Annotated in this window: 7 protein-coding genes; 6 read left to right on the plus strand and 1 reads right to left on the minus strand. The window is 61.2% G+C overall.

From position 1 onward, the window contains the following. Positions 1–322 precede the first annotated feature (322 nt). Positions 323–2,116 carry an aminopeptidase P family protein gene (locus NW853_RS03005; RefSeq protein WP_414347690.1) on the plus strand — a complete coding sequence of 598 codons (1,794 nt, stop codon included), beginning with the start codon at positions 323–325 and terminating at the stop codon, positions 2,114–2,116. Here NW853_RS03005 and rlmN read toward each other — a convergent pair. Further along, a complete protein-coding gene (gene rlmN / locus NW853_RS03010) occupies positions 2,090–3,196 on the minus strand; it encodes a 23S rRNA (adenine(2503)-C(2))-methyltransferase RlmN (protein WP_414332483.1) in 1,107 nt (368 codons plus the stop codon). The genes NW853_RS03005 and rlmN overlap by 27 nt on opposite strands. A gap of 241 nt (positions 3,197–3,437) precedes the next feature. Here rlmN and NW853_RS03015 point away from each other — a divergent pair, with 241 nt between their 5' ends. From NW853_RS03015 to NW853_RS03035, 5 genes are all read left to right on the plus strand, one after another. Continuing rightward, positions 3,438–4,070, plus strand: a complete 633-nt coding sequence (locus tag NW853_RS03015) for a chromophore lyase CpcT/CpeT (protein WP_414332481.1) — start codon at positions 3,438–3,440, stop codon at positions 4,068–4,070. Between the two features lie 203 nt (positions 4,071–4,273). Then, positions 4,274–5,371, plus strand: a complete 1,098-nt coding sequence (locus tag NW853_RS03020) for an L-threonylcarbamoyladenylate synthase (protein WP_414332479.1) — start codon at positions 4,274–4,276, stop codon at positions 5,369–5,371. Next, positions 5,341–5,880 carry a 5-(carboxyamino)imidazole ribonucleotide mutase gene (gene purE, locus NW853_RS03025; RefSeq protein ID WP_414332477.1) on the plus strand — a complete coding sequence of 180 codons (540 nt, stop codon included), beginning with the start codon at positions 5,341–5,343 and terminating at the stop codon, positions 5,878–5,880. The genes NW853_RS03020 and purE overlap by 31 nt, the downstream gene beginning before the upstream one ends. Positions 5,881–5,970: 90 nt before the next feature. Beyond that, a complete protein-coding gene (locus tag NW853_RS03030; RefSeq protein WP_414332475.1) occupies positions 5,971–6,729 on the plus strand; it encodes a hypothetical protein in 759 nt (252 codons plus the stop codon). Between the two features lie 127 nt (positions 6,730–6,856). Then, a partial coding sequence (locus NW853_RS03035; protein WP_414347693.1) for a DUF3318 domain-containing protein occupies positions 6,857–7,521 on the plus strand: 665 nt, incomplete at its 3' end.

The raw sequence follows: 7,521 nt of genomic DNA on the forward strand, positions 1-7,521 counted from the left end.
CCTCACCCCCAACCCCTCTCCCTCAGGGACGACCCTCACCCCCAACCCCTCTCCCGGAGGGAGAGGGGAGTTAGAGCGGTGCGTTCGCGACGGCGTTCAATAACGAGGTAGCCAGCCGTTTCGGTGCTGGTTGGGAGAAGCAGTGCGGCAAGGGTTGCACCCGATCGCTGAAAAACGCGGCGCGGAAGCCCTTGGCTCCTGCTTTGGAGTTGAGCAGCGGCCCCAGTAGCCGCTTCCTCTATGTTCCGTCTGCTTTCCCAGGGTAAAGAGAACTATATTGGTCTCTAGGGCCATCGGCCCAGATCTCCCTCTTGTCCTTGCCATGCTCCAAACCCTGCCCCGTTCGGAGATTGCCGCCCGTTTGCAGCAGTTGCGCCAGCTTTTGCAGGAACAAAATCTAGATGGGTTTTGGGTGCCCTCCGCCGATGAGCACCTCAATGAGTATTTGCTGGAACATCGCAAGCGGCGGCAGTGGATTACAGGCTTTACCGGCTCGGTGGGCGATGCTCTGATCAGCCAAGACAGGGCCTGGCTGTGGGTGGATCCCCGCTACCACGAGCAGGCGGAGCGGGAGGTGGATCCCAACCTGTTTACCGTCATCAAAGGCGGCCTGCCGGATCAGCCCAGCCTGATGGAGATCGTAGAAGAGCTGGGATCCGGCTTTCGCCTAGGAGTGGATCCCTTCACGGTATCAGTGGCCACCTACCGCCAGTTGCAGACCCACGCCCAAGCCGGAGGAGTGCTGCTGATTCCAGTGGCGGAAAACCCCGTGGACAAGCTGGGATCCCGTCAGGCCCTTTCCGATCAGCCCATCTATCCTGTCCCTGTCCACCTCTGCGGGGCTACTGCCAGCGACAAGCTGGCCCAGGTGCGCCAGGAGATGCGCCGCAAGCGGGTGGGATTGTTGCCCCTAACCAAGTTGGATCAGGTAGCTTGGCTGTTTAACCTGCGCGGCTCTGACATCCCCTACAACCCAGTGTTCCGCGCCTACGCGCTGGTCGCCCTGGAGAGGGCTGCCCTGCTTACTGACCTGAAGCGCCTCACGCCCTCGGCTCGGCAAATGCTGGTGGAAGCCGAGGTCGAGCTCTGGCCTTACGAGGCTTACCCAGAACAGCTGCCCCAGTGGGCCAAGGGCTACGGGCCGGTGGGATTGGATCCCAAGCAAACCACTCAGGGCACGCAAGAGCTGCTGCAAGGGATCCCCTGTCGCGAGCTGGATCACCCCGTGGATCTCCTCAAGGCGGTAAAAAACCCCACCGAGCTGGAGCAGATGCGGCTGGCCAACCGCAAGGCCAGCCGGGCCAAGATCCGCACCCTGGCCTGGATTGACCGGCAAATTCAAGCGGGGATCCCCATCAGCGAAGCCGATGTGGCTGCTGTTATGGAGGCCCACTACCGCGAGGAAGGGGATTGGGTGGGCCTGAGCTTTAACACCATCGCCGGGGCCGGCGCCAACAGCTCCATTGTCCACTACGGCACCCCCGATCCCCAGAAGTTCTTGCAGCCAGGCGAGTTGTTTTTGTTGGATTCGGGATCCCACTACCTGGGGGGCACCACCGACGCTACCCGCACCATCTGGATTGGCTCGCAACCGGCGGATCCCCTGTGCCAGCGGCGCTATACCGAGGTGCTGAAAGCCCACATCCAGTGCGCCCGCCAGATCTTTCCCCCCGATACCTACGGCGTCTCCTTGGACGGCATTGCCCGCTCCAGCCTCTGGCAGGCAGGGCTGGACTACGGCCACGGCACCGGCCACGGCGTCGGCGCCTTCTTGAACGTCCACGAGGGGCCCAACGGGATCCACCGCCGCGCCAGCACCCCCTTCAAGGTGGGTATGATCACCAGCATCGAGCCGGGCTACTACCAGCCGGGCTGGGGTGGGATCCGCCTGGAGAATCTCTACGAGGTGATCCCCATCCCGGAGCCGGAGGGCTGGATGGGCTTTCGTTCCCTGACTTGGATCCCTTTTGATGGGCGCCTGATCGACTGGGATCTCTTAGACGAGGCGCAACGGGCTTGGCTTGATGAGTATCACCGGCAGGTCTATGCCATCCACCACGCCACCTTGTCAGAACAGGATGCTGCCTGGTTAAAGCGCGCCTGTGGACTCAGTTGATGTACTCGCGCAAGCGTTGCCCGGCAAATCCCGTGGCAAAGAGCGCAGAAAGGATCCCCGCAGTTGGCCGCAGGCGGCATTGCCATCCAAGCCACGGGTTTGGCGCACACTGGCCTGCACCTGGTGCTCTTCAAGCTGGCGGACAAACGCCTCGACTCGTGCGGGATGGGGGCGTTGATAGTCGGCTTCCGAGATGGGGTTGTAGGGGATCAAGTTCACGTGCAGTTGCACCCCTGACCGGCTGGCCTGCTGCAACAAGTGCGCCAGTTGGCGGGCATGAATGGGCAGATCGTTCACCCCAGACAGCAGGGTATATTCAAAGCTGACTCGCCGCCCGGTGCGCCGCATGTAGTCGCGGCAATCCTGGATCAGAGCCTCCAAAGGGTAGTGGGTTGCCGCAGGGATCAACCGCTGCCGCAGCTCTTGATTGGGGGCATGCAGGCTGACCGCCAGAGTAATTTGCAGATCCTGCTGCGCCAGCCAGGCAATTTGCCGAGGTACACCCACCGTCGAGAGGGTGATGTGCCGTTGGCCGATGCCGATATCTTGGTTTAGGCTGCGGATGGCTTGCACCACCGTATCGCGGTTGAGCAGCGGTTCCCCCATGCCCATAAAAACCACGTGGCTGACACGACGGCCAAAATCTTCCTGCACCGTCAGCACCTGATCCAAAATCTCGTGCAGCTCCAGGTTGCGCCGGTAGCCCATCTTGCCGGTGGCACAGAAATCACAAGCCATGGGGCAGCCCACCTGAGAAGAGACACAGACCGTCAGACGCTTGGCCGTTGGGATCCCGACCGTTTCGATCAACTGCCCATCCGCCAGCCCCAGCAGAAACTTCACAGTGCCATCGCGGGCCTCTGTCCGTTGCACGATGCGCGAGCGCCCCACCGGGTAGTTTTGCACCGCCTCCCGCCAAGCTTTGGGAAACACCGTCACCTGTTCCAGGGAGCGGATCCCTTTTTGGTAGATCCAAGTGTGCAGTTGTTGCCCGCGATAGGCCGGCTGTCCTTGGGCAACTGCCCAGTCTTTCAGGGCAGATAAGGATTGCCCCAGCAGAGGAGTGGGTAGGGCCGACATCAGTCCATCTCAAACGAGCTCTCAAAAGGTGGTCTGGCTCCTCCACTCTAGCCTGTTCCCGTGACCCGACCCCCTTCCCACCAGCGCGTCGATGAGGTGGTTCCCTCTTGCCCAAAAGTACTAGAGTGGATTTCTGTAGAGCGTGTTGTAGAGGATCCGAAACAGTAAGGACTACGTCCCGCTGACGCGAAAGAGAGCCCTCGATCTGCATCTTTTGAACCCATTAAACCCATCTAAACCTATGTCTGTCTCCCCGCAACTGGCTCGACTGGCCACCTGGATGGCAGGCCACTTCAATAACCTACAACAGGCGATCGCCGAGCCCGTCTGGTTCGCCAATATTCATGTGTACCAATGCCCCTTGCCTTGGTCGGTGTTGCAGGGGGTGGGGTTTTATGTGGAGCAACTGTACGATATTTACCCTGAACAGCCCTACCGGCAGCGGGTGATCCACCTCTTCGAGACCTCAGAAGGGATCCGGATTCAAAATTATGCGCTGACGGCTCCTGACTCCTACAAGTGTGCCGGTCGAGAGTTGCAGAAATTGGCCAGCCTGACAGCAGCCGAGTTGGAACTCTTGCCCGGCTGCATTACTCAGGTGGAATGGACGGGATCCTGCTATCGGGGCCGCAGCGTGCCCGGCAAAGGCTGTATTGTCGAACGCAAAGGCAGAACCACCTACCTGTACAGCGAATTTGAGATCGGGGCCGACTACTTTCACAGCTTAGACCAAGGGCGGGATCCCCAGACCGATCAAGTGATCTGGGGATCCCTGTCGGGGCCTTTTCGGTTTGTCAAAAAACAGGATTTTTCCGGGTACCTGCCGCAGTGGGCTGAGGAGCTGAACCATAAAGCTGTTGGAGCGACTGGTTGAGCGGCTGCAGGCGCTGAGGATCCCGTTCCCCCCGCCGGAGCTCTCGGCAAGAGCTGGTCTGGCTAACCCTGCGGCTACTGCCGGCTTCTTGGGCTCTGGAGCCATGGGGGCAGTGATGGCAGCTTTGGATCGGGCTCGTGTGAGCGTTGAAAGTAGCAACAAAATGGATCTGTCCTAGCCCTTGCCCCCAATCCAACTCATGGATGGAAACGGAAATTCTCTCTCCCACCTCTGAACACATTGCCGTAGCGGCTGCCGCCTTGCGACAGGGCCAGTTGGTGGCCATGCCCACGGAGACGGTCTATGGCTTGGCAGGCAATGGCTTGGATGAGCAGGCGGTGGCGAGTATTTTTGCCGCCAAGGAGCGTCCCCGCTTCGATCCCCTGATCCTACATCTACCGGCTGGGGTGACCCTAGAAGAATTGCAGGGATGGCTGGTGGATGTATCGGCTTTTACTCCCACCGCCCGCGCCTGGCTGGGATCCCTGATCGACACCTTTTGGCCGGGGCCTCTGACCCTGGTGCTGCCCAAGTGCCCCACTGTGCCGGATCTGGTGAGCAGTGGGTTGCCCACCGTTGCCCTGCGGGTGCCCGCTCACCCGGTGGCTCAAGCCTTGCTGCAGGCAGTACAAACCCCTCTGGCCGCTCCCAGTGCCAACCGCTTTGGTCGCATCAGCCCCACCTCAGCCCAAGCGGTTGCTGCAGAGCTGGGCGGGCGGATCCCCTACATCTTGGATGGGGGAGCGTGTGCCGTGGGCCTGGAATCCACCGTGCTTAAGCTCAGCCCGGAAGGGATCCCGACGCTGCTGCGCCCAGGGGGGATCCCGCTGGAAGCCCTGGAGGCCCACCTGGGCCTACCCATCCACTTGGCCCCGGAACAGGCCCCTGGAGTGCCGGAGGCGCCGGGACGGCTGAGCAGCCACTATGCCCCTGGCAAGCCCCTCTGGCTTTTGCCCACCGCCTTTGCCCAGCTTCAGCCCGGCGATTGGCAACAGATACAGCACCTGGCGACCGGTCATTCCCACCTGGGCATCCTCAGTTTTGCCGCGGATCCCCAGGCTTTGCTAAACCACCTCTCCCGCCACTGGCCAGGAGTTCTTTTCAGTGTGGAATGCTTGGGCTCGGATCCCAACACAGCCGCCCGCGCCCTCTTTGCCAGTTTGCGCCGTCTGGATGAAGGGGATGCCACGCTCCTGTTGGCAGAACCCCCACCCCTCTCGACGGGGTTGGGCTATGCGATGATGGATCGGCTACACCGGGCCAGCAGCCTATGGAACCCTCCCCTCTCGTGGCCATCCTAATGGGCAGCGACTCCGATCTGCCCACCCTTGCACCCGCCGCCCAGGTGTGCGAGGAGTTTGGGATCCCTTACCAGATGCAGATCCTCAGTGCCCACCGTACCCCGGAGGCGATGGTGGAGTTTGCCCGCCGCGCCCATACCCAAGGGATCCGCGTCATCATCGCCGGGGCAGGTGGGGCAGCCCATCTGCCGGGAATGGTGGCCTCCCTCACCCCCCTGCCGGTGATCGGGGTGCCGGTGCTCAGCCAACCTCTGCAGGGGATAGACTCGCTGTACTCAATTGTGCAAATGCCCAAAGGGATCCCGGTGGCCACGGTGGCCATTGGCAACGGCCACAATGCGGGTCTGTTGGCGGTGCAGATCTTGGCCAGTGGGGATGCCGACCTGCTGCGGCGGGTGATCGCTTACCGGGAAAGCCTCAAACAGACGGTACAGCAGAAAAATGCCCAGTTGCAAACCCAAGGGTGGAAAATCTATCTCGGTCGTCTCGGCGAAACGCAACCAGCATAATTTATTAGTTATTAGTAGTTAGAAAAAAGCGTCTACATCTTGCCACCTTACAGAAGGCCGGATGGGACAAAGTTTTGGGAGTAGCCAGCGGTGAAACATCAATCGGGTCGCCCCTCTACCGGCCAGGGATCCTGGCCAGAGTATCTGCAGCGGGTGGGGCGTGGGGCAATGGAGACGGGATCCCAAGTGGCGCTGTGGATCCTAGCGGGGCCGCAATGGCGGGTTTTGGCCCTGTCGAGCTTGGCCTTGGCGGGGCTGGCCTTTTGGAATGGGCGGCTGGCCCTCTCTCTGGGAGTGGGCACCTCGGTCATGTTGGGGCTCTACGGGGTGCGCAGCCCCGAGTTCAGCCGCCGCTGGCAGGAGTGGCAAGCCTGGTTGCGACAGGCGGATCGCTCGCTTTTGCTGGCGGTTGGCGCGGGGGCAGCCGCCACCTTCGGCACCTACACCCTCGTTTCCATCTGGGCGGAATCCAACCAGCGTTGGCTGGCCACCGGCGCTATTTTGCAGGGATTGGCCACGCTGGCGTTGTTATCGTTGCTGTTTGGGGAGTGGCTCAGCCGCCGACAAGAGCGGCAGCGTTCTCAACTGGAGCGCCATCTCAGCGACATTGCCTCTCCCGACGCCTTCAAACGGCTGGCAGGGGTTCGCCGCTTGCAGAGTTTAATGGGTCACCTGGAGCCCGAGCAAACCCGTCTGGCAGTGGATTATCTGCGGCTGGCCCTCGACCAAGAGACGGTAGCCGTTGTGCGGGAAGCCCTGCTGGAAGCCCTGCAAGGATGGGGGATCCTGCGCCGCCTCAACGATTTGACGGATCTCAAACACCCCAGCCGGGATCCCTCCTCAAACTAGGACAACAGCTGCCCCGGCCCTCCCGCCAAAAGGCTTCCCTTGGAGCTAGCCTGCAAGGAAGGCTAGGATCCCTTACTATGTATGAGTAATGATCTCCAACCGCTCCTCATAACCGCACCCTGCCAGCATGTACACCATTTCCGACTTTGACCGCCTGATCCAGTTTCTCCCGGTGGAGATCCGACCCGAGGTGCAGATCGAGATCGGCACCCCTGACCAATCTCGGGTTGTGCAGCCGCTCTGGCGCTTTCCCTGGCAAAAGTACACCCGCTTCGCCATCGACCTCAGCCGCTGGCAAAAGCTGAACCCTGACCAACAAAAGATTTATTTTCTACGGGAAGCGGTGATGGCCACCGAGCTGGCCTTGGGGGATAACTGGTCGGCCCTGTTGCTGTATCCCGCCTTGATCGGGGCCGGCAGCATGGGCATTTTGGTGGAGCTACAAATGGGGGATAACCTCGGCGTGGGCCTGGCAGCCGGCTTGGCGGCATCGGCGGTGTTTCTGCTGCGTAAAGCAGAAAAGGGACAAAAAGCGCAAGTCGCAGCCGATGAATTCGCCGTGCGCTATGCCTCCCAAAACGGCTACAGCCCCGAACAGGCGGCTGCCATTTTGCTGAGCGCGCTGCAGCAGATGGCTATCCTGGAAGATCGCGTTAAGGATGACTACGACACCATCATGCGCCGCCGCAACCTGGAGTTTTTGGCGCAGCGGGGCCTGGGCTCCGGCACCTTGACCATCAATCCCAAGTACCGCAACAAGGGCCAAGGCCCCAACCCCTACCAAAATCCCTT

Origin of the sequence: Synechococcus sp. H55.11 (assembly GCF_047462475.1) — a bacterium.
Lineage (GTDB): Bacteria > Cyanobacteriota > Cyanobacteriia > Thermostichales > Thermostichaceae > Thermostichus.